This is a genomic window from Winogradskyella litorisediminis, assembly GCF_042675765.1.
GTDB classification, from domain to species: Bacteria; Bacteroidota; Bacteroidia; order Flavobacteriales; family Flavobacteriaceae; genus Winogradskyella; species Winogradskyella litorisediminis.
In genome coordinates this window covers 150,315-173,199 of record NZ_JBHTJL010000009.1, presented here as the reverse complement: position 1 = coordinate 173,199, position 22,885 = coordinate 150,315, and the positions used below count along the sequence as shown (strand labels likewise).

At 33.4% G+C, this 22,885-nt stretch carries 22 protein-coding genes; 13 read left to right on the top strand and 9 right to left on the bottom strand.

Going from position 1 to position 22,885, the window contains the following annotated elements:
- From ACFQ1Q_RS03215 to ACFQ1Q_RS03190, 6 genes are all read left to right on the top strand, one after another.
- Positions 1 to 1,293, top strand: coding sequence for a glycosyl hydrolase family 17 protein (locus tag ACFQ1Q_RS03215; RefSeq protein WP_386127923.1), 1,293 nt, complete (start codon positions 1 to 3; stop codon positions 1,291 to 1,293).
- Positions 1,294 to 1,354: 61 nt separating this feature from the next.
- Positions 1,355 to 2,812: a glycoside hydrolase family 30 protein gene (locus tag ACFQ1Q_RS03210; RefSeq protein ID WP_386127921.1), complete on the top strand. Its 1,458-nt coding sequence runs from the start codon at positions 1,355 to 1,357 to the stop codon at positions 2,810 to 2,812.
- 2 nt (positions 2,813 to 2,814) lie between these two features.
- Positions 2,815 to 5,163, top strand: a complete 2,349-nt coding sequence (locus ACFQ1Q_RS03205) for an MFS transporter (RefSeq protein ID WP_386127919.1) — start codon at positions 2,815 to 2,817, stop codon at positions 5,161 to 5,163.
- 17 nt (positions 5,164 to 5,180) lie between these two features.
- A complete protein-coding gene (locus ACFQ1Q_RS03200) occupies positions 5,181 to 6,092 on the top strand; it encodes a glycoside hydrolase family 17 protein (protein ID WP_386127917.1) in 912 nt (303 codons plus the stop codon).
- A 131-nt stretch (positions 6,093 to 6,223) separates the two neighbouring features.
- Positions 6,224 to 7,165: a T9SS type A sorting domain-containing protein gene (locus ACFQ1Q_RS03195; protein ID WP_386127915.1), complete on the top strand. Its 942-nt coding sequence runs from the start codon at positions 6,224 to 6,226 to the stop codon at positions 7,163 to 7,165.
- Positions 7,166 to 7,232: 67 nt separating this feature from the next.
- Complete coding sequence (locus tag ACFQ1Q_RS03190; RefSeq protein WP_386127913.1) at positions 7,233 to 8,237, top strand: LacI family DNA-binding transcriptional regulator; 1,005 nt, start codon at positions 7,233 to 7,235, stop codon at positions 8,235 to 8,237.
- A 39-nt stretch (positions 8,238 to 8,276) separates the two neighbouring features.
- Here ACFQ1Q_RS03190 and ACFQ1Q_RS03185 read toward each other — a convergent pair whose 3' ends face one another.
- Together ACFQ1Q_RS03185 and ACFQ1Q_RS03180 are read right to left on the bottom strand one after the other, a co-directional pair.
- Complete coding sequence (locus ACFQ1Q_RS03185; RefSeq protein WP_386127911.1) at positions 8,277 to 8,654, bottom strand: hypothetical protein; 378 nt, start codon at positions 8,652 to 8,654, stop codon at positions 8,277 to 8,279.
- Between the two features lie 76 nt (positions 8,655 to 8,730).
- On the bottom strand, positions 8,731 to 9,969 hold the full coding sequence (locus ACFQ1Q_RS03180) for a 3-deoxy-D-manno-octulosonic acid transferase (RefSeq protein WP_386127909.1): 1,239 nt from the start codon (positions 9,967 to 9,969) through the stop codon (positions 8,731 to 8,733).
- Positions 9,970 to 10,076: 107 nt separating this feature from the next.
- Between ACFQ1Q_RS03180 and ACFQ1Q_RS03175 the strand changes: the two genes are divergently transcribed.
- The 5 genes from ACFQ1Q_RS03175 (at position 10,077) to ACFQ1Q_RS03155 (ending at position 14,810) form a co-directional block, all read left to right on the top strand.
- On the top strand, positions 10,077 to 11,234 hold the full coding sequence (locus ACFQ1Q_RS03175; RefSeq protein WP_386127908.1) for a DegT/DnrJ/EryC1/StrS family aminotransferase: 1,158 nt from the start codon (positions 10,077 to 10,079) through the stop codon (positions 11,232 to 11,234).
- 9 nt (positions 11,235 to 11,243) lie between these two features.
- Positions 11,244 to 12,260, top strand: a complete 1,017-nt coding sequence (gene galE / locus ACFQ1Q_RS03170; protein WP_386127906.1) for a UDP-glucose 4-epimerase GalE — start codon at positions 11,244 to 11,246, stop codon at positions 12,258 to 12,260.
- 8 nt (positions 12,261 to 12,268) lie between these two features.
- Positions 12,269 to 13,549, top strand: coding sequence for a metal-dependent hydrolase family protein (locus tag ACFQ1Q_RS03165; RefSeq protein ID WP_386127904.1), 1,281 nt, complete (start codon positions 12,269 to 12,271; stop codon positions 13,547 to 13,549).
- Positions 13,546 to 14,376: a M23 family metallopeptidase gene (locus tag ACFQ1Q_RS03160; protein WP_386127902.1), complete on the top strand. Its 831-nt coding sequence runs from the start codon at positions 13,546 to 13,548 to the stop codon at positions 14,374 to 14,376. The genes ACFQ1Q_RS03165 and ACFQ1Q_RS03160 overlap by 4 nt, the downstream gene beginning before the upstream one ends.
- Before the next feature lie 242 nt (positions 14,377 to 14,618).
- On the top strand, positions 14,619 to 14,810 hold the full coding sequence (locus ACFQ1Q_RS03155; RefSeq protein ID WP_386127900.1) for a hypothetical protein: 192 nt from the start codon (positions 14,619 to 14,621) through the stop codon (positions 14,808 to 14,810).
- A gap of 22 nt (positions 14,811 to 14,832) precedes the next feature.
- Here ACFQ1Q_RS03155 and lspA read toward each other — a convergent pair whose 3' ends face one another.
- A complete protein-coding gene (gene lspA, locus ACFQ1Q_RS03150) occupies positions 14,833 to 15,327 on the bottom strand; it encodes a signal peptidase II (protein ID WP_386127898.1) in 495 nt (164 codons plus the stop codon).
- Between the two features lie 14 nt (positions 15,328 to 15,341).
- Positions 15,342 to 16,235 carry an ACP S-malonyltransferase gene (gene fabD / locus ACFQ1Q_RS03145; RefSeq protein ID WP_386127896.1) on the bottom strand — a complete coding sequence of 298 codons (894 nt, stop codon included), beginning with the start codon at positions 16,233 to 16,235 and terminating at the stop codon, positions 15,342 to 15,344.
- Between the two features lie 191 nt (positions 16,236 to 16,426).
- Between fabD and ACFQ1Q_RS03140 the strand changes: the two genes are divergently transcribed.
- Positions 16,427 to 16,825 carry a hypothetical protein gene (locus ACFQ1Q_RS03140; protein WP_386127894.1) on the top strand — a complete coding sequence of 133 codons (399 nt, stop codon included), beginning with the start codon at positions 16,427 to 16,429 and terminating at the stop codon, positions 16,823 to 16,825.
- Positions 16,826 to 16,881: 56 nt separating this feature from the next.
- Here ACFQ1Q_RS03140 and ACFQ1Q_RS03135 read toward each other — a convergent pair whose 3' ends face one another.
- Complete coding sequence (locus tag ACFQ1Q_RS03135) at positions 16,882 to 18,438, bottom strand: NAD(P)/FAD-dependent oxidoreductase (RefSeq protein ID WP_386127892.1); 1,557 nt, start codon at positions 18,436 to 18,438, stop codon at positions 16,882 to 16,884.
- Between the two features lie 74 nt (positions 18,439 to 18,512).
- Entirely contained in the window at positions 18,513 to 19,445 is a 933-nt protein-coding gene (locus ACFQ1Q_RS03130) for a dihydrofolate reductase (RefSeq protein WP_386127891.1), read from the bottom strand.
- Between the two features lie 287 nt (positions 19,446 to 19,732).
- Between ACFQ1Q_RS03130 and ACFQ1Q_RS03125 the strand changes: the two genes are divergently transcribed.
- Positions 19,733 to 20,029: an isoamylase early set domain-containing protein gene (locus tag ACFQ1Q_RS03125; protein ID WP_386127889.1), complete on the top strand. Its 297-nt coding sequence runs from the start codon at positions 19,733 to 19,735 to the stop codon at positions 20,027 to 20,029.
- Between the two features lie 47 nt (positions 20,030 to 20,076).
- Here the strand turns inward: ACFQ1Q_RS03125 and ACFQ1Q_RS03120 are convergent, their stop codons facing one another.
- The 3 genes from ACFQ1Q_RS03120 to ACFQ1Q_RS03110 form a co-directional block, all read right to left on the bottom strand.
- On the bottom strand, positions 20,077 to 20,478 hold the full coding sequence (locus ACFQ1Q_RS03120) for a hypothetical protein (protein WP_386127887.1): 402 nt from the start codon (positions 20,476 to 20,478) through the stop codon (positions 20,077 to 20,079).
- A gap of 72 nt (positions 20,479 to 20,550) precedes the next feature.
- Entirely contained in the window at positions 20,551 to 21,375 is an 825-nt protein-coding gene (locus tag ACFQ1Q_RS03115) for a thymidylate synthase (RefSeq protein WP_386127885.1), read from the bottom strand.
- Between the two features lie 157 nt (positions 21,376 to 21,532).
- The gene (locus ACFQ1Q_RS03110) at positions 21,533 to 22,882 is read right to left on the bottom strand and encodes a NupC/NupG family nucleoside CNT transporter (RefSeq protein WP_386130140.1); all 1,350 of its coding nucleotides are present in this window, start codon (positions 22,880 to 22,882) and stop codon (positions 21,533 to 21,535) included.
- Between the last annotated feature and the right edge of the window lie 3 nt (positions 22,883 to 22,885).

Below are 22,885 nucleotides of genomic sequence, written 5' to 3'. Positions count from 1 at the left end.
ATGAAAAAAGTACGACACATAACCGTTTGGATTTTATTGTTAGTACTTGTTTTTGCTTGTAAAGAAGCTAAAAAAGAAAATAAAAAAATGCAGATACAATCTACATTATCAGCAAAGGATATACTTGGTAATCCAGATTATTTAGCCATGTCTTACGGTGGTTACAGAACTAAGTCTAGAGATAGCCAACCGTCAATACAACAACTCAAAAACGACATGAAGCTGTTGTCTGCAATGGGCGTAAAAATGATTAGAACGTATAATGTACAACCTCATTTGCCGCATGCAAAAAATGTTTTAAAAGCTATTTCAGAATTAAAAAAAGAAGATAAAAATTTTGAAATGTACGTAATGCTTGGCGCATGGATAGATTGTCTTAATGCTTGGACAGACCAAGCACCTAATCATGATGTAGAAAGTACAAATAACGAAGGTGAAATAGAACGCGCAGTGGCCTTGGCAAATCAATATCCAGAGATTGTAAAAATCATAGCGGTTGGTAATGAAGCTATGGTAAAATGGGCAACCAGTTATTATGTTCAGCCAAATGTAATTTTAAAATGGGTTAACCATCTTCAAAACTTAAAAGTTGAAGGAAAACTTCCAAAAGATTTATGGATTACAAGTTCCGATAATTTTGCAAGTTGGGGCGGCGGTGATAGTTTGTATCATGTCGAAGATTTGAACAATCTCATTAAAGCGGTTGATTATATTTCGGTCCATACCTATCCATATCACGATACGCATTACAATCCAGAATTTTGGGGAATTCCTGAAAATGAAGAAAACTTACCAAAACGAAAAAAAATAGACTTAGCCATAATGCGCTCGGTAGCATATGCCAAAAATCAGTACGATAGTGTTGTAAATTATATGAAGCATCTTGGAGTTAATAAACCTGTTCATATTGGTGAAACAGGTTGGGCATCTGCATCAAAGGGTCTTTATGGCGCGGATGGCTCAAAAGCTTCAGACGAATATAAACAAGCTGTCTATTATAATTTAATACGAGATTGGACAAATAGTAAAAATATTTCGTGTTTTTATTTTGAAGCTTTTAACGAAAAATGGAAAGATGCAGACCATCCAAATGGTTCAGAAAATCATTTTGGACTATTTACAATTGATGGAAAAGCAAAATATCCTATTTGGAGTTTAGTAGATAATGGCAATTTTAATGGTTTAACAAGAAATGACAATCAGATAACTAAAACTTTTAATGGGGATTTTGAAACTTTGTTAGAAACCGTAAATGTTCCGCCAACTAAAAACGAAATAATGGCACATCGATAAGTGAGATTAAAGTATTATGAAAGCATTTAATAACATAATTCTATTTATATTTTTATTTTTTATGAGTTGTAATACTACTGATAATCAATTGCAAGTTTCCGTATTTGAAACTTCTGAAAGCGGAAACAAACTTACAGACATTTCTGTGTTCGATTTTGCGGAAAAGGATTCTATTCCAACAGTAATATTAAACCCAAATAAAAAATTTCAAAAAATTACTGGTTTCGGTGGTGCATTTACAGAGTCTTCGGCCTACTTACTCAATCGATTGAGTAAAAAAAATAGAGATGAAATTCTTAAAGCTTATTTCAGTCGAGAAGGCGCAAATTATTCATTGACAAGAACACATATGAATTCTTGCGATTTTTCACTATCTCAATACTCGTATTCCCCAGTTGAGAACGATGTTAATTTAGAGCATTTCACAATTAAAGAGGATATGGATGATTTAATCCCGATGATTAAAGACGCCATGGCAACGTCTGAAGATGGTTTTAAGCTATTTGCATCACCTTGGACAGCAGCACCTTGGATGAAGGACAACAACGATTGGGTTGGTGGAAAATTGCTTCCAAAATATTATGACACTTGGGCATTATTCTTTTCAAAATACACTAAATCGTATGAAGATTTAGGAATTCCTATTTGGGGATTTACAGTAGAGAATGAGCCTCATGGTAATGGCAATAATTGGGAAAGTATGCACTATTCGCCAGAAGAAATGACAGATTTTGTTCAGAATTATTTAGGTCCAAAATTAGAAGCTGATGGTTATGGCGATAAAGTTATCCTTGGCTATGACCAAAACAGAGCTGGTATAAAAGAATGGGTTGATGTGATGTATGCGACAGAAGAATCATCGAAATATTATGATGGTACTGCTATACATTGGTACGAAAGTACTTACGAGGTGTTTCCTGAGGATTTACAATACGCGCATAAAAAAGCACCAAACAAATATCTTATAGAAACTGAAGGTTGTATCGACTCTCAAGTACCAGTTTGGAAAGACGATGCATGGTATTATAAAAAAGAAGCCACAGATTGGGGTTGGGATTGGGCGCCAGAAGACCAGAAATATTTGCATCCAAAATATTCCCCATTTGACAGATATGCTAGAGATATCATCGGATGTCTAAACAATTGGGTTGATGGTTGGGTAGATTGGAATATGGTATTAGACAAACAAGGTGGACCAAATTGGTTTAAAAATTGGTGTGTTGCACCAATAATTGTAGACCCAGATAAAGATGAAGTATATTACACGCCGTTGTATTATGTCATGACACATTTTAGTAAATATATTCGCCCAAATGCAGAAGTGATTGGTGTTGAAAATCTGAACAAAGATTTACAAATAACTGCGGCAAAAAATCCTGATGGTTCATTAGCAGTTGTTGTTTTTAATGAAGGTGAAACTTCACAAAATTTTAATTTAAAATTAAATCAAAAATCAAAAAATATACAGATTAGTGCTCGCGCATTACAAACAATAATTATACAAACCAAAACAGAATAATTATGTCACAAGTTCAAACCAAAAAAGTACCAATGGGTCAAAAAATTGCTTTTGGTGTAGGAATGTTTGCAAATCAAATGTTCCCGGCCATCCTTGGAATATTTATGGTGGTTTTGGTTGAAGATTTACGTTTTACAGGTTTATTGTGGGCAATGATTTATTTATTCCCAAGACTTTTTGATGCTATTTCAGACCCAATCATGGGCTTTATTTCAGACAATACAAAGTCAAAATGGGGAAGACGTCGCCAATATGTATTAATTGGAGGGATAATAATGGGCGTAGCTTACATATTTATGTGGCAATTATTCAAAGAGAATAGTTTACAATATAATTTTTGGTATTTTTTTCTATGGTCTGTCGTATTTTATTTAGGACTAACTTTTTTTAGTGTTCCTTATGTTGCTATGGGTTATGAAATGAGTGACGATTTCCATGAAAGAACAAACATTATGGCTATTGCTCAATTTCTTGGACAGTGGGCATGGGTTATTGCACCTTGGTTTTGGGTAATTATGTACGACCCAGAATGGTTTCCATCAGCTGACGTTGCAGTTAGAGAATTAGCTATTTGGGTAGCTATACCATGTGCTATTTGTGCCATAGTGCCTGCTATTTTTATTAAAAGTGAGTCTACTCTAGATAGAGATGATTACGCTCCGGTAACCTTTTCAAATGTTGGGGCTAGTCTCAAAAAAATTCTTAGTAGTTTTTCTGAAGCTTTTAAAATTAAGCAATTCAAAAAATTATGTATATCTACATTTTTTATTTTTAATGCTTTTAACACGGTTGCATCATTAACATTTTTTGTAATAGTCTATAAATTATTTAACGGAGATGCAGGAGCTACTGGACTTTGGGTTTCATTATTTGGTTGTCTTGGTGCTTTGGGAACGACTTTTTTAGTTATACCAATAGTTACATGGTTATCTAAAAAGTTTGGTAAAAAGAAGGCCTTTATGATTGCTCAATCAATTTCTATTATAGGCTATATTATGCTTTATTTTTTATTTATACCAGGTAAACCATGGTTATACATCTTTGCATTACCGTTTTTTTCATTTGGTATAGGCAGTTTGTTCACTATAATGATGTCAATGACAGCAGATGTCATTGATTTAGACGAACTAAATACAGGTAAGCGACGCGAAGGTACCTTTGGTGCTATTTATTGGTGGATGGTTAAAGTTGGTTTTGCAATTGCAGGTGCATTAAGTGGTCTTATAATTTGGTTAGTTGGTTTTAATCAAGATTTGCCAACAATAGAGCAGGTCGGCTCAGTTGATGCCCTTCATGCGTTTTTTTGTTTCTTTCCTTTAATAGGAACTCTTGCTGCAATGTGGGTAATGAAAGATTATGATATTGATGAAAAGCGTGCAGATGAGATAAGAGATGCTCTTAATAAAAGGAAAACAGACCTACTTAATAATCATTCTTCTGCTTATGGATTTGGGTATTTAAAGCCACTTATAAAAGATTTAAAACTTCCTGAATTTATTGGCACTAATATAGATAGTGAAAGTGAAGATAATATATCCAAAATTTTTAATAAAACACTAAATGAGGGTATTTATGGACTTTGTTTTAGTCCATACTTAGAGGGTCAAGATACTAGTGATTTTTTAACAGAAGAGCAAGTCTCTAGGCGTATGGAGGTAATATCACCTTACACCAAATGGATTCGGACGTTTTCTTGTACAGAGGGTCACGATTTAATTTCAAGAATTGCAAAAAAACATAATAAAAATGTTTTAGGTGGTGCTTGGATAAGTAATGATAAAGAGCGTAATAAACGAGAGATATCTTCACTTATTAAACTTGCCAAACAGGGCTTAATTGATGTTGCAGCTGTTGGTAATGAAGTATTGTTAAGAAATGAAATATCAGAACAAGAACTTATAGATTACATAAAACAAGTAAAAAACGAATTAGAAGGCTTAGATGTAAAAGTGGGTTATGTAGATACGTATTATCAATATTTTCGTAATCCAAATTTGATAGATGTTTGTGACGTCCTTTTAATTAATTGTTATCCATTTTGGGAAGGATTTAGTATTGACGATGCTCTTATTCATTTAAGGCAGATGCATGCAATTGTACAAAAAATATCAAATAAAAAAGAAATAATAATAACTGAGACAGGTTGGCCAAGTCAGGGTGATACTGTAGGAAAAGCTATCCCCAATAAAATAAACTCTAAAAAGTACTTTGTCAAAACTCAAGATTGGGCTCAAAAGCAAAATATTAAACTGTTTTATTTTTCTTCTTTTGACGAAGGTTGGAAAAAAAACATTGAAGGAGAAGTTGGAGCAAAATGGGGAATTTGGGATAAAAACGAGAAATTAAAATAAATCATAGTTATTACATAATGTCTTATAGAGAAGAATCATATTACAAATCGAATTACAGTCAAATCCAAACAGTAGGCATCGACTTGTCTCAACATTCTATAGAAGATTTAAAGTATTTATGGAAAAAAACAATAAATGATGGTTTCCATGGTATTTGCTTTAGCATGTATGAAGACGGACAACAACCTGGTGACGAAATTAGTATTAATCAAGTAGAGCGTAGAGTAAATGCATTAAAACCTTACGTTGCAGCTATTCGTTCATTTTCGTGTATTGAGGGTAATGAGCACGTGCCGGTTGTTGCCAAAAAGCATGGACTAAAAACATTAGTTGGCGCTTGGTTAAGTGAAGATAAAGACGATAACGAAAAAGAAATTGAAGGACTGATTAGTTTAGCAAAGGCTGGTTATGTCGATGTAGCAGCTGTCGGTAACGAAGTTTTATATAGAAATGACTTAACGCTCGATGAACTTTTGATTTATATAAACCGGGTAAAGAAGGCTCTAGCTGGTTTAAACATTCCTGTTGGTTATGTAGATGCTTATTATGAATTTTCTAGACATCCAGAATTAGTTGAGCAATCAGATGTTATTCTTGCAAATTTATATCCATATTGGGAAGGATGTCCTATAGAATATGCACTAGGTCATATGCAGGCCATGTATGGTCAAGTAGTAGATGCAGCTCAAGGAAAACCAATAATTATTACAGAAACAGGTTGGCCAAGTCAAGGCGGAAATCTTGACGGTGCTTTTGCAGGAGAAGAAGCAGCAATGAAATATTTTGTGGATGCAATAAAATGGACAAAGGAAAATGACATACCTATATTTTATTTTTCATCATTTGATGAATCTTGGAAAACTGGAGACGAAGGTGATGTTGGAGCGTATTGGGGATTATGGGATAAAAATGAAAAATTAAAATTTTGAGATTCAAAAATTATAAATATTACCACAACAAAAACACAACATTGCTGCTTAAAGGTTAAATAATCGATAATTTAACATCTAAATCAGCTATATTTTAATAATTTCACATTTATAAACTAAAAATTACTCTTATGAAAAAAACTACTTTATTGGTATTTGCTTTTTTATCAATACAACTTTCATTTTCTCAAATTGACGTTGCAGTAGATGCAAATGAAAACTGGATTGGCTTTGTCAATGTTTTCCATAATGAAAACTCTACAACTCAGCCAGACGGTACTTTTGAAACAGGGTTTGCTTATGATGTTGCCCTTATTAGAACTGACATAAATACCAGCGATGGTAGTGTTACTGTTTTTCCAAATTATCTTATTTGGAGAGATAATGACGAGACTCCTTGTGGTGGTGCTTTTTGTTCAGAGTGGAACCCTTTTTGGTTTGCATCACCAGAAGTTCCTAACAAAGACGTAGAATTGAATACGTTTGTTGAAAGAAATCGCACAGATAATCCTGAATTTTTTAATCAAGATGTAACTTTTAATTTGGCAGTTACAGATTTTGGCTTTACACCGCCAGAATCTAATGATTATGTTATTAAAGCGTTTATTAAAGTTTTTCCTGCAGATTTTTCTTCCGTAAGACAATATGATTTCATTTTAACTACATCAGGAACATTTTCTGTTACAGCACCAGCTGCAGAATTTGTAGCTACAGATCAAGTTATTCAATGGGGTTTTCAAGTCTTTGGTCCAATTGCAGACGAAGCTAATGAGCCTGCTTTACGTGCAGTAACGGGAATCAGAACTGTAGACCCAGCATCACTAAGCACAGATGACTTGCAAATCAATTCTTTTTTAGTTTCTCCGAATCCGACAAAAAATATTTGGAATATTGAAGCTAATGTAGCAGTTGAGTCTGTAGAGATTTTTGATTTATTAGGAAAAAACGTGTTATCACTAACACCAAATTCTCAAAATGTATCTGTGGACGCGTCAAATTTAAAAACTGGTGTTTACTTAGCAAGAGTGACGTCTAGTGGCGGTACTAAGTCTCTAAAATTAGTTAAAAATTAATAGCGTTTAATTTTATATATTATAAAAGCCACATTATCTTTAATGTGGCTTTTTAATTCAATAATATATGGTGACTCTAAAAGAACTTGCAAAACTACTCAATGTTTCTGTATCAACAGTTTCTAAAGCGCTTAGCGATAGCAATGAAATTGGTGAGGCTACAAAAAAAAGAGTTACAGAACTCGCAAAAGAACTCAATTACAAGCCTAATAGAATTGCGCAGCAGCTAAAGTCGAGTCAAACTAAAGTTATAGGTGTTGTTGTACCAAGTTTAATGAATCCTTTTTTTGCAGAGGTAGTTCATGGTATAGAAAAGACTTTAGAAGAGCAAAATTACGATATGACCATTTGTATCTCTAATGAGAGTTTAGAGAAAGAGAAACGAAGTTTCGACTTGTTATCTTCAGGTAGTGTAGATGGCTTTATTGTTGCTGTTGCAAGAGATACTCAGATAAAATACGATATCAAGCATTTCGAGATTATAAGTAAAAATGCTCCAATAGTAATGTTTGATAGGGTGCTAAATGATATTGATTGTAATAAAGTTGTTGTAGATGATTTTAATACTGTTTTTGAAGCTACAAGGTACTTAATACAAAAAGAAAGCAGAAAACACATATTGCTAATAAGTAATATTGAAGAGTTAAGCGTAGGTAAGCAACGTGTTAATGGTTACAAAAAAGCTGTTGAAGAACATTATCTTAAAACCAATATAATAAAACTCGACAGAGAAGAAAGTCCTGATGAATTGATAAAAAATTATTTAGAAGCTCATGAAGAGATAGACGCAATAATCTCAATAGATCACATAACAGGAATTATGGCACTTAATTCAGTTAAAGCCTTGGGTAAGAATGTCCCTGAAGATATATCAATTATCGGCTTCGGCTACGTAGATTCTGAATATGTATCAAGTCCTAAGTTATCCATTATCAATCAAAAAGGTTTTGAAATAGGAAAAACTTCCGCCGAAATTTTAATCAATCAACTTGCTTCAAATAGCAAGATTGAAGTAAAAACAATGATGGTTAAAAGCGAATTAAATTTAAAAGGAACAACAAAAAAGGCTTAGCTGTTAAGCTAAGCCTCAGTTTTAATCTATTTTTTGGCACTAACTTTTTGTGTTGTCCATGTTATCTTCAATTTCGTCTTCTGTTTCCTCGGCAAATTCTTTTAATTTTTCACCGGCTTGTTTAACTTTCATTTTAGCGGCTTCGTATGCTTGCTGTAAATTTTCTTTTGTTTCTTCAGTTGCATTTTCTAATGCAACTTCAGCTTCTTGTAACTCTTCTTTAGCTTCATTATAAAGCTTTTGTGTAGCTTCTTGAGAGCGTTCTGCAGTTTTATTTAACGCTTCACTAGCTTCTTCGTAAGCGTTTTCAATCTTGTCTTCTGCTTTTTCTTTATCAGATTCTTTACAAGAGGTCATGCTCATTGCAAATAGTATAAAAGTTATTAAAGTAAATAATGAGGTGATTGATTTTTTCATAATAATTGATTTAGATGTTAGGTTAAACTTATTAATAATGCAATATAAAAGTTTGCATTATTCGTTTAAATAGTAACTATATAGAAATTTGTTTTAGGATTTTATCAGTAGCGTATTTATTGTTCTCAATAAAATTTTTGTTTATTTCGCCTTGAGATACTTGTAAAAGTCTATTGTTAAGAAGTTCGGTTAAAGTTGCTTCAAACTCTACCGCAGATTTTACAGAAACAACGCCACCTAATCGTATGAGTTTAATAGCTTCAGGAAATTTATTGTAGTTTTTGCCTATAATTATTGGCACACCAAAAACAGCAGCTTCTAAAATATTGTGTAATCCTGTAGTGCCAGCTGCACCGCCAACATAGGCAATATTTGCATAGCTATATGTTCTGTTTAGATAGCCAATTGTATCTAAGATAAGTACTTTATAATCTGAAAGATTTTTACCTTCCATTTCAGAGTACCTTACGCAAGATACCTTTAGCTGTTCAGTAATAGAGTCGACGTAACCCGATTTTATATTATGTGGCGCAATAATGTATTTAATATCATAGGCGTCGTTATTAATAAACGGAATAAAAAGTGTATCGTCAGCAGGCCAAGAGCTTCCAAAAACAATAATTTTTTTCTGGTTTTTAAAACTTTCAATAAAATCGATAGAATTATCTAAATCTAGCTGTTTACTAACACGATCAAAACGAGTATCTCCAGCTACAGAAGTGTTTTTATATCCTTTGTTTTTGAGAAGCAATTCAGAATTTCGGTCTTGGGTAAAAATATGATTAAAAGTAAACAAGGCTTTTCGCATAAAGCTTCCGTACCACTTAAAATAAATCTGATTTTCTCTAAATGTTGCTGAAATTAAATACGCTTTAATCTTACGTTTTTCAGCTTCTAAAAGAATATTTGGCCAAATCTCATATTTAACAAAAATGATAATTTTTGGTTCAACTGCATTGAGAAATTTTCGAGCATTTGAAGGTGTGTCTAAAGGCAAGTAAACAACACAATCTGCATATTTAGAGTTTTTTTTATTTTCATAACCCGAAGGTGAAAAAAACGAAACGACAACTTTATAATTCGGATATATTTTTTTAAATTCTTGTATAACCGGCAATCCTTGTTCGTATTCGCCAAGTGAAGCGCAATGCATCCAAATTGTTTTGTTAGATTCTAAATTGAAATTTTTAAGTATCTCAAAAGTGTTTTTTCTGCCAATAACACCAAGTTTAATTTTTTTGTTAAAAACAGAAAAGACTTGCAAAACAAGACTTAATAAATAAATGCCAATGGTATAAAAGAATTTCAAAATCATTCAATTTATGCTAAAATACATTTCTTTCAATTAATTTCATTGAAGGCACAAGGCAATTTTGTACTTTCGTTTTAATAAATTATAGCGTTTAAAAATATCAGATTAAGATGAAAAAGATTCAGATGGTAGACCTTCAGGGTCAATATAAAGGTATAAAAGACGAAGTGAATTCATCATTTGATGAGATTTTAAATAGTGCCGCTTTTATTAATGGACCTAAAGTACATCAATTTCAAAAGAATCTTGAGAGTTATTTAGATGTAAAACATGTAATTCCTTGTGCAAACGGCACCGACGCATTACAAATAGCAATGATGGGTTTGGGTTTAGAACAAGGAGATGAAGTAATCACAGCCGATTTTACATTTGCAGCAACCGTTGAAGTTATTGCACTTTTAAAATTGACACCAGTTTTAGTAGATGTTGACCCAGTGACATTTAATATAGATATAGATGCTGTAAAAAAAGCAATTACACCAAAAACTAAAGCTATTGTACCTGTTCATCTGTTCGGCTTAGCTGCTAATATGGATGAGTTAATGGATTTAGCCAAAGAGCATAACCTTTATGTCATCGAAGATAATGCGCAAGGTATTGGTGCAAATTATACACATAAGGATGGCAGTAAAACAAAAACAGGAGTTATTGGTCACGTAGCTTCAACCTCGTTTTTTCCTTCAAAAAATTTAGGATGTTATGGCGATGGTGGAGCCATATTTACAAATAATGATGATTTAGCCCACACCATAAGAGGTATTGTTAATCACGGTATGTACAAGCGTTACCATCATGATGTAGTTGGTGTAAACTCTAGATTAGATTCTTTACAAGCAGCTGTATTAGATGCTAAATTGCCACATTTAGATAGCTATAACAACGCACGAAGAAATTCTGCCAGAAAATATAACGAGGCTTTTAAAAATCATCCAAATATTACTATTCCTTCTGGTAGAACAAGTTGCGAAGGTATTTGCGATACATGCGATTGCCATGTATTTCATCAATACACATTAAATGTAAAAAATATAGATAGAGATGCTCTTGTAGCGCATTTAAACGAAAAAGGTATTCCTTGTGGGGTGTATTATCCAATACCATTGCATAAACAAAAAGCTTATATCGATGAGCGTTATAACGAGGCAGATTTTACAGTAACCAATCAATTGGTACAATCTGTAATTTCTTTACCAATGCATACCGAGTTAGATGATGAGCAAATTGATTTTATCACTAAAACGGTTTTAGATTTTGTTGACAAAAACTAAACTGAAAATATGAAAGTTTTAGTCACTGGTGGTCTTGGATATATTGGTTCTCATACAGTTGTTGAACTACAAAACGAAGGCTATGATGTGATTATTATTGATAACCTTTCCAATTCTTCTCTTAATGTTTTAAAAGGCATTACAGCCATAACAGGGAAAACTCCTCAGTTTGAAGAATTAGATTTAAGAGATAAACATAAAGTAAAAAATTTTTTTCAACGCCATCAAGATATTGATGGTGTTGTTCATTTTGCCGCTAGTAAAGCCGTTGGAGAAAGTGTAGAAAAACCATTATTTTACTATGAAAATAATGTTACAAGTCTTATTTATTTACTTCAAGAATTACAAAAATTAGATAAGCAGAAAATTATATTCAGTTCGTCGTGTACAGTTTATGGCGAAGCAATGCAAATGCCAATTACGGAGCAAGCACCAATTCAACCAGCAAAATCACCCTACGGAAATACTAAGCAAATAGGCGAAGAGATTTTAAAAGACACTTGTAAAGTCAATTCTAATTTAAACACAGTAGCGCTGCGATATTTTAATCCTATTGGTGCGCATCCTACAGCAAAAATAGGTGAACTGCCTTTAGGAGTTCCACAAAATTTAGTACCGTATATTACGCAAACTGCAATTGGTTTACGTGAACAATTATCAGTATTTGGTAATAATTATCCAACAGAAGATGGCACGTGTATACGAGATTATATTCACGTTGTAGATGTAGCAAATGCACACGTTGTAGCTTTAAATCGAATTTTAGAAAACAAACAAAATTCAAATTTTGAAGTCTTTAATATTGGTACAGGAAAAGGAAGTTCAGTTTTAGAAGTCATCGAGGCTTTTGAAAATGTTACAAACCAAAAACTGAATTATAAAATTGTTAATAGACGTGCTGGTGATGTTATTTCTGCATATGCAGATACAACCAAAGCGAAATCTATTCTCGGTTGGACTTCAAAGTACAATCTTTCTGAAGCCATCAGTGACGCTTGGAATTGGGAAAAAAATCTTAGAAAATAGACTTAACTATGAAACTACTACTTAAATTATTCGTTTTATTTCTTACGCTTTCTGCCGTTGGACAAAACACATATTTGCACTGCGGAAAATTGATTGACACTAAAACCGGAAAAATCTTAAAAGAGAAAACGATAGTAGTTTCCGGAAAAAAAATTATAGAAATAAATGATGGATATCTAAAACCAGAATCTGGTACAATAGTCGATTTAAAATCAAAAACTGTAATGCCCGGTCTCATAGATATGCATGTGCATATAGAATCCGAAACTAATCCAAAATCATACTTAGAAGATTATACATTAAATGATGCTGACATTGCATTTAATGCGGCAAAAAATGCGGAAATAACATTAATGAGTGGTTTTACTACGGTAAGAGATTTGGGCGGAAGCGGCGTTAACGTTTCACTCAAAAAAGCCATTGCATCAGGAAAAGTAACTGGCCCACGAATTTTTACTGCCGAAAAAATTATTTCAACCACTGGTGGTCATGGAGACCATACTAACGGCGCTAAGAAATCGATTATGGGAGATCCAGGACCAAAAGAAGGCATTGTAAATAGTGTTGAAGACGCTAAAAAAGCAGTACGTCAACGTTATAAAAATGGTGCCGATTTAATAAAAATAACAGCGACTGGTGGCGTTTTAAGTGTGGCTAAAAGTGGACAAAATCCTCAGTTCACTTTAGAAGAAATTAAAGCCATTTGCGATATAGCAAAGGACTATGGTTTTCATGTGGCAGCACACGCACATGGCGATGAAGGCATGCAACGCGCCATAAAAGGTGGTGTAAAAACCATTGAACATGGTACACTTATGAGCGCTGAGACTATGCAACTCATGAAGCAATACGATGTATATTTGGTACCAACTATAACAGCTGGAAAGTTTGTTTCTGATAAGGCAAAAATTGAAGGTTATTATCCTGAAATTATTGTTCCCAAAGCATTAAATATTGGTCCAAAAATTCAAGATATGTTTGGTCGTGCTTATAAGGCAGGTGTTGGTATTGCCTTTGGAACTGATGCTGCGGTTTTTTATCATGGAGATAACGGAAAAGAGTTTGGTTATATGGTTGAAGCTGGTATGCCAGCAATTGAAACGATTCAAAGTGCAACGGTAACAAACGCTATGATTCTAAAAATGGAAAACGAAATCGGGCAAATAAAAGAGGGATTTTTTGCAGATATTATTGCAGTAAATGATGACCCAACAAAAAACATTTCAACTATGGAAAATGTTGTTTTTGTCATGAAAGAAGGTAAAATTTATAAAAATCAAATGAAATGAAAAAACTGATAATTCTAATATTATTGCTTTTTTGCTTTAAAGTTAATGCCCAACAAACTTGGATTAAAAACTATTCTACCAAAAGGGAAAATGATGAAAAAGGAACTCGATTATTAGCGGATAATAACAATTGGCAAGCAATAACTTTTAAATTGGATTACAATCCTATAAATTTAAAAGCTAGTAAAGAAAATGGAACTTTTGTGGTTGTACCTCCAAAGAGTAAGGGATTTGAAGTGGTGAGGTTTGATAAAATCGATAAAACAAAAGGATGGAAATTTAATAAAAGTAATACTAAAACATATTTTGGAGATTTAACTGATACTGATTATGATGAAGATTATATATACGATTTGCCTTTTGATAAAGGTAAATCTTTTAGCGTAGGACAAGGTTATAATGGTAATATTTCTCATCAAGGTAAATTTGCAATAGATTTTACAATGCCAGTAAATACTAAAGTAGTTGCTTGTAGAGATGGAATTGTAGTTCAAGTAGTAAAGAAAAACTCTAAGCGTTGCGAGAAACCGGAGTGTGCAGAATTTAATAATCTTGTAAAAATTTTACATAACGATGGCACCATAATGCAATATCTTCATTTTAGGCAAAACGGAGTTCGTGTTCGTGAAGGACAAAAAGTAGAAAAGGGTCAACTAATTGGTATGAGCGGAAACGTAGGATGGAGTACTGCACCACATTTGCATATAGATTTATATCTCACAGATAAAAATAACAAATACAATACTATTAAAACAAAGTTTAAGGTAAACGATGGCGAAATTACAGACGAGCTATTAAAGGGTAAAACCTACAGCAAGAATTATTGATAAAATTATAAACTCTTAAAATTCTGACATGTTTCAAAATAAATAGCAAACATTCATTTTAAATAAAAATTTAATTAATAATTATTTAAACAAATTACACTAAAATTGCTAGATATATAAAATTGGACACTATTCATTATCAATACATTAATGCGAAATGACCTTAACATAGGTTTAACATTTCTAACTTGGAGTTGGTTGCTAAGCTTCGTTGTTTTGTAGCTAATGATAATTGAATAATAATGAAATTGATAAGCATAAAACGAGAAACTAAACTCGAAGATAGATTTACTCCAAAGATGGGTAAATTAAGCACAAAAGTGACTTACATTAAGAAGCAAATTCTTAATATCCCTGTAAAAACACTCCATAAATATCGCGAAACTTACTACGGCGAAGTTAAAGATTGTTCAGATTGTGTATTGTCTAGATAAGCCAAAGAAAAGCTTATAAAAACTAAGCACTTTCCTTTTGTTTCTTTTTGAAAATAAAGTTATTGAAAATTAGTATAAACATTCCTGTAGTTACAGCTATATCGGCAATGTTAAATATTCCTGTTTTAAAAATTCCGCCTAAATCGATAAAGAAAAAATCGGTTACGGAGCTAAATAAAAACCGGTCAATAACATTAGATAATCCACCGCCTATAATACAACTAAATGCAACTACGCTAAGTTTGTTTAGATTTTTGTTGGTATAGACGTAGTAAATCACGTAAAGTAAAACTAAGAGTGGTAATAATTTTAGGCCTATGAAGTGTAATGTCGGATTCATGTCACTTCCCATACCTAAAAAGGCACCTTTATTTTCTACATATTGCATAATAAATTTGTCTCCGATAATTTCTTTAGTTTCACCATAGATGAAATTAGCTCGTACCCAGACTTTAGAAATTTGGTCAATGGCAATATTCGCAATAATGATTAGAGCAATAAGAAGATTTCTTTTCAAAATCGTTGTGTCTTTTAAGCGTTAGTTTCAAATGATGCAGATGCAGTTTCTGCTTCGCGATTAATCTTTTTAACCAATCCTTGTAAAACCTTACCAGGGCCAACTTCTGTAAAATGCGTTGCACCATCAGCAATCATTTGTTGTACAGATTGTGTCCAACGAACAGGAGCAGTTAATTGCGAAATTAAATTCGCTTTTATTTCAGATTCATCTGTAATTGCAGACGCTGTTACATTCTGATAAATTGGGCAATTCGGTTTACTAAACGTAGTATTCTCTATGGCAGCTGCTAATTCTTCGCGAGCTGGTTCCATCATTGGCGAGTGAAATGCTCCACCAACAGGTAATACTAAAGCACGGCGTGCGCCCTTTTCTTTTAAAACTTCACAAGCCTTGTTAATTGCATCAATTTCACCCGAAATTACTAATTGTCCTGGGCAATTATAATTTGCAGCTACGACGACGCCATCGATATCTTTGCAAACAGATTCTACAACCTCGTCTTCTAAACCTAAAACGGCAGCCATAGTACTTGGTTGTAATTCGCACGCTTTTTGCATCGCTTGTGCACGTTGAGAAACCAATTTTAGACCATCTTCAAAAGTTAATGCTCCAGATGCAACAAGTGCCGAAAATTCGCCAAGTGAGTGACCAGCAACCATGTCTGGTTTAAAATCTTCACCTAGCGTTTTTGCTAAAATTACCGAGTGTAAAAAAATTGCTGGTTGTGTTACTTTAGTTTCTTTTAAGTCTTCAGCAGAGCCTTGAAACATAACATCCGTAATAGAAAAGCCTAAAATATCATTCGCTTTTTCAAACAATTCTTGTGCTAATGGAGAATTTTCGTAAAGGTCCAATCCCATTCCTGAGAATTGAGCGCCTTGACCTGGAAATATATATGCGTTCATTATTATTAAATTAGTCTCGCAAAAATAGGAATAATATCTTGAAATAGACTTAAGACCGCTACGCTGTTAGAATTTAGAAGTGAGAATTTTAGACACAAGGGATTATTTCTGCTTTTAACGATATACCCAGTTTTGGGTATTTTTTAAAGACTAATTCTGTGGTATCTTTATTGAAATTTAAACATATATTTATGATTTCTAAAAACAGTATAACCGTTTCATTATTATTTTTTGTTTTATTTAATGGTATTGGTTATTCTCAAGCCGTAACCGATGTAAAGCTGTCACTTATGGAAAGTGAATACGGTAATACAAGATTAAAAGTGACACCATTAGTTACAGACATGTATGCTGAAAAACCTACAAAATCTTCTGGTGTGTACGCATTATTGGTGTGTTATAAATATAAAGGAGAGCAGAAAGCATTACATCAAGATTTAACAGGCGACTTCGCTAAACAAGGCTATCGTGAAGTGTTTTTAGGTATGCAAGCAACACGTTCTAATGTTGATATTGGAAATTATGTATTTTACAGACGAGATTTAACTCCAGAAGGTGAAAGACCAAAAAAGGCAGATTGTTTCAAATAAGAAATATTTTTCTGAATACTGAATACTGAATACTGCGACTGAGTACAGCAAACTGTCTACTGCGCACACGCCGCTTCAGCACAACGTTCGCCATCCATTGCGGCAGAAACAATACCGCCAGCATATCCGCCACCTTCACCACAAGGAAAAAGATTAGATATTTGTGGGTGTTCTAAGGTCTCGTTTCTTGGGATATTTACAGGCGAAGACGTTCGAGATTCCACACCAATGATATTAGCTTCCTCAGTATAAAATCCTTTCATTTTTTCACCAAAAGCTTTAAACCCTTTTCGTAATGAGTTTCCAATTAATTTTGGAAATAATGAATGTAAGGGTGATGACTTTAAACCTGGTTGATAAGACGTTTCATTTAAAGTTGTAGATAATTTGACTTCAACAAAATCCGTTAATCTTTGAGCAGGAGCTGTTTGGGTTCTTCCTCCAGCGGTAAAAGCTAAACGCTCCAAATTTTTCTGATACTCTAAAGCTTTTAATGGTCCAAATTTTTCGAGTTTGTGTAAATCGCGTTCAATGTTGATTTCTACAACAATTCCAGAATTAGCAAATTTATTATTTCGTTTTGAGGGCGACATACCATTAACCACAACTTCTCCATTATCTGTAGCAGCTGGCACAATAAAACCGCCAGGACACATGCAAAATGAGTATACACCACGGTTATTTACTTGCTCTACCAAACTATAAGCCGCAGCCGGTAATAATTCATCTCGAGGCTGGCCTTTACAGTGATATTGAATGCCATCTATTATTTCTTGCGGATGCTCCACACGGACACCCATAGCAAACGATTTTGCTTTTAATTCAATATTTTTTTCGTGCAATAAATAGAAAATATCTCGTGCCGAATGACCAGTCGCTAAAATCACTTTTTCAACATCGAGTTCATTTCCATTTTGTAGCTGAATCGCTACGATTTTATCGGATTTAATTGTAAAATCTGTAACACGAGTTTCAAAATGGACTACACCGCCATATTGTAAGATAGTTTCTCTGATATTTTTTACAACTTTTGGTAGTTTGTTTGTGCCGATATGAGGATGTGCATCTACCAAAATTTGGTCAGTTGCGCCGTGGTACACAAGGTTTTCAAAAATTCGCCTTACATCACCACGCTTAAGGCTTCTGGTATATAATTTTCCGTCGCTATAAGTACCTGCGCCACCTTCGCCGAAGCAATAATTTGAATCCTCGTTAACAATATGGTCTTGGTTTATAGCTTTAAGGTCACGACGACGTTCTTGTACATTTTTACCTCGCTCTAAAACAATTGGTTTAAATCCAAGCTCAATACAACGCAAAGCTGCCCACATTCCGGCTGGGCCAAACCCAATGATATGAATGGGTTTTGCGTTGGAAACATCTTTATAATCGAAAGTATAGTCAGACTTTTCTGGTAAAGGTTCATTAATATAAACTTCAATCTTGTAATTAAACATGATATTACGTTTACGCGCATCAATAGATTTTCTCAGAATTTTTATTCCCGAAATTTCTGAAGCATCAATATTTAAATCAAAAGCGGCTTTTTGTAATAGCGCGTCTGGCTGTGCTTCTTGCTGAAGATTAATACGTACTTGTAATGATTTTACCATAGCGCGAAATTAATAAAATATAACGCTGTAAATGTATAAAATGCTTTATCCTTCTTTTGGGCAATAAGAAAAAGTTACGTTCTTCTTTCGTAAGTAATAAAAGAAAAGGCGTGAGCATGTTTCTCGTCGGCATCATGAGTAGTGCGTTGAGTTTCTTTCCAAATAGAGGTGTCTATTTTTGGAAAAAAAGTATCTGCTTCTTCAAAATTAGAATGTACTCTTGTGATTTCTAGTTTATCAACTAAAGGCATGGCTTGTTTATATATTTCACCACCTCCAATAATAAAAGGATTGTCATCTTTACGAGCCGCATCTATAGCATCTGTCAATGAATTTACAATTATAACACCAGCTGGTGCTTTGTAATTATCTTGTCTTGTTATAACTACATGTGTTCTGTTAGGCAAAGGTTTTGGAAAACTTTCGAAAGTTTTTCTTCCCATAATGATATGATGTCCGTTGGTTAAACGTTTAAAACGTTTAAGGTCATCACTCAAATGCCAAATGAGGTCGTTGTCTTTACCGATGGCATCATTTTCTCCGGCGGCAACAATTATGGTTAAGGATTTATTTTTTTTTTTAGGTGTAGAATCTATGTCTTTTGTCGACGACTCTAATTGAGAAACAGCCAATCTTTCGTCTTCATTCCTGAAGGTTTCTTTTAACTTATCAATTCTTTCTTGTTGTTTGGCAACTAACTTTTCAACTTGCTGTTTTTCCCAATCTTTACCCATAAATTTATTGGTAATAAAGACATTTATAAAGTGGTAAATAAATAGGAAAAACCAAATTAATATGGCGTAAACAAACCAATTAAGACCAGCAATTTTAAAATTTTCGCCAATGTTTAATACGGTATTTGCAATGATTAAAAATACGGCGCCTATTAAAAAAACGACAAAATGAATGTAAAGACGTTTTTTTTGTTTAATGCGTTTTTGAGCGTTTTCTATAAGCTCTAATTGTTCTTTATCTATAGAAGGTTTCTCTTTCTTTTTACCAAACATACATCGCTGATTTTATAGTATAAAGATACCTAATTTTCAAGAATTGAGATAAGTTGAATTTGGAATTATAATTGTCAAGAATTACGAAAACGATATAGCTGATTTTCAATGCTTAAGGGTGACATTTGCTATTGAAAATTTTTTAAAAAATGGCACCCAATATTATCAATATATTTATTTTAGTTGCTGAATACTACTAAATTAATAATTCTTTTTAATATGTGACGTGGTCATTACTTAAGCGGAAATTTGTTTTATACTTTTGAATAGAATTTAATACGAATATTATGTCTATCAAAAAACAATTTTTAAAAAGTAAGCCAGTTTGTAAAGTTACATTTTCTGTACCAGCAGAAACTGCAAAACATGTTGCTGTTGTAGGAAGTTTTAACGAATGGAATACTGAAGCTACAGAATTAAAAAAATTAAAAAACGGAACGTTTAAAGGTACAGTAGATTTACCTACAGAAACCTCTCACGAATTTAGATATGTGGTTGATGGTGCTTACGTAAATGATGAGCAAGCTGATGCTTATGCTTGGAACGATTATGCTGCTGCAGAAAATTGTGTTATAAATTTGTAACTAAATACTTTTAAATAAAAAAGCTCCTTTTAAAAGATCTTTTTTATTTAAAAGTAGATTTTCATTGTCAACCGCATTGGAGTATTAATTGGGCTACCATTGAGCATACCTGCTCTTTTAAATTTAGGTATACGTTTTGCAGTTCTTATGGCTTCAATGGCAATAGCTTTATGATTAGCATTGGCAGTAACATCTTCAATATTTCCTTTTTTATTGACTTTGAATATAAGTTCAAACTGTGTCGAAGTTTCTAACGGAAGTGCTCTGTCAGCAACGTCGTAGTTGTAACTTAAAAGAATGAAATCTTTTATTTTTTTGATACTACACTTTTTTGCTTCATGGTCATCTTCAATTTTATGACAGCCTCTATAAACAGGGAATTTTATGCTTTTTGCCAAAATAGGCATTTTTACGTCTTCAATATTTGAAAGCGAATCTAATTCTCTCAAAGTTTTAGTGTTCTGGCTAAAACTTTTTAAATTAATTAAAAGACAAATTAAAATTACAAATAATCTCATTTTCTATACAGCAACAGCACCTTTAATATGAGGATGTGGATTGTAATTTTCTAAAGTAAAATCTTCAAATTTGAAATCGAAAATATCTTTAATCTCAGGATTGAGTTTCATTGTAGGTAATGGTCTACAATCGCGAGATAATTGCAACTCTAACTGCTCTATATGGTTATTGTAAATGTGAGCATCGCCAAACGTATGAATAAAATCGCCAGCTTCGTAACCGCAAACTTGCGCCATCATCATGGTAAAAAGGGCATAAGATGCAATATTAAAAGGCACGCCCAAAAATATATCTGCGCTACGCTGATATAACTGACAAGATAATTTCCCATCAGCAACATAAAACTGAAAAAATGCATGGCAAGGTGGCAATGCCGCTTTACCATTAGCTACGTTTTCTGAAAAAGATTTTGAAGTGTCTGGCATCACAGAAGGATTCCATGCAGAAACCATCATGCGACGGCTATTTGGATTGTTTTTTAGAGTCTCAACCACGTCTTTTATTTGGTCAATTTCGTCATCATTCCAGTTGCGCCACTGGTGTCCATAAACAGGACCTAGATTACCTTCTTCATCTGCCCATTCGTTCCAAATACGTACACCATTTTCGGTTAAATATTTAGTATTTGTATCGCCTTTTAGAAACCAAAGCAACTCGTAAATAATCGATTTTAGATGCAATTTTTTTGTGGTAACCATTGGGAAACCTTTACTTAAGTCAAATCGCATTTGGTAACCAAATACACTTTTGGTTCCTGTTCCTGTTCTATCGCCTTTTTGGTTGCCTTCGGCTAAAACGTGCTTTACTAAGTCGTGGTATTGCTTCATATTTATTTCCCACGAAAGTGGGAATCTTATTTAATTTATACTGAATATTTTGATGAGATGCTGAATCAAGTTCAACATGACAAGTATTTCAAAAATAAAAAAAAGCCTCAAACGATAAAGTTCAAGGCTTTTAATGATATAAAAAGTTATTAACTAATTATCCTATTATCATTCCTGCTATTGTTGCAGAAATCAAAGAAGCAATAGTTCCTCCTATCAAGGCTTTCATCCCAAATTTAGATAATTGTTTGCGTTGACCTGGCGCTAATGAACCAATACCTCCAATTTGAATACCAATAGAAGCAAAGTTGGCAAAACCACAAAGCATGTACGTTGCCATAATAATTGATTTTTGATATTTTAAATGTGTAACACTCGTTACATCTTTTAATTCGGCTAACTGTATATAACCAACAAATTCACTTGCTGCTAATTTAATGCCTAAAAGTTGACCCATTAAAGCCATGTCTTCTTCAGCAATACCGATAAGCCACATTAAAGGAGCAAATAAGTAACCGAGAAGTAATTCTAATGATAAGGCTTGATATGGTGTGTTTGCCACAACCCATTCATTAATAGTGGTAAGGTCACCAATCCACCCCAAAATACCATTTATCATCGCTATAAATGCAACAAAAACAAGTAACATTGCACCAACATTTACTGCTAGTCTTAAACCTTCAGTGGTACCGTTTGCAATCGATTCTAAAATGTTTGAGCCTATTTTGTCTTGAGAAACGTGTACGTCCGTATTTATTTTTTCTGTTTGAGGAAATAATATTTTTGAAATAACGATGGCGCCTGGCGCAGCCATAACAGAAGCAGCTAGTAAATGCTTTGCATAAAATAATTGCAGCTCTGGGTCATCACCACCTAAAAAACCGATGTAAGCCGCTAAAACTGCACCTGCAACAGTTGCCATTCCGCCAATCATTACAAGCAGAATTTCAGACTTATTCATTTTTTCTAAATAAGCTTTTATCAAAAGCGGCGCTTCGGTTTGTCCGAGAAAAATGTTACCTGCTACGCTTAAACTTTCAGCGCCAGAGATTCCTAGAACTTTTGTTAAAAGCCAACCCATTCCTTTTACGACTTTCTGAATAATACCAAGATAAAACAAAACTGATGTTAGAGCAGAGAAGAAGATGATTGTTGGTAAAACTTGAAATGCGAAAATATACCCGAAAGAATCTATATTCAGCATGTTACCGAATAAAAATTGACTTCCAGCTTGCGTAAATTTTAAAATTTCTATGAATCCTTGTCCTACATATTCAAAAGCTGTTTTTACAAATTCAACTTTTAAAACGCCGACGGCAATTATAAGTTGAAAAGCCAAACCAATGCCAACGGTTTTCCAATTTATGGCGCGTCGATTACTACTAAATAAAAAGGCAATAAAAATAAGCGTCACCATGCCTAAAATACCTCGCCATAGACTATTGATAGAGAAGCCTTGACTTGGCACAATTTCGTCAGAGGTTACAACCTGTTCAGCATTTATAATTTT